The 307-nt window shown below is 34.2% G+C and carries 1 protein-coding gene; it reads left to right on the top strand.

What is annotated here, in order from left to right; genetic code table 11:
- The coding region (locus tag E0702_RS19200) for a hypothetical protein (RefSeq protein WP_165927592.1) at nt 1–307 on the top strand (307 nt) is incomplete at both ends.

Below are 307 nucleotides of genomic sequence, written 5' to 3'. Positions count from 1 at the left end.
CCTCAAGCTTAATTAACGGATATTCTCAAGTCGATTTCAATAATAAAAAAAAATTAAAGGTTTTAGAATCTGAAACACTTAAACCTTCAACTATTTCTCTGTTTGTTGTAGGGAAAATGAAGAGTGAAACTGATACGTGGGGGGCTTTTATAGGTAAAACTGATAGTCGTGACTGGAATGGTGGTTATGGTATTGCTAGAAATAATGGGAACGATGATGTTAGGGGGTTTGTAGGTACTTGGGATAGGACTTTTGTTAAATCTCCAATAACAATGGATACCAATAATATATGGACATTGAATTTCAC

This window comes from Halomonas marinisediminis, from assembly GCF_004347715.1.
GTDB lineage: Bacteria > Pseudomonadota > Gammaproteobacteria > Pseudomonadales > Halomonadaceae > Halomonas > Halomonas icarae.
Note: the sequence above shows the minus strand (reverse complement) of the source record. Positions and strands in the feature narration are given on the sequence as shown.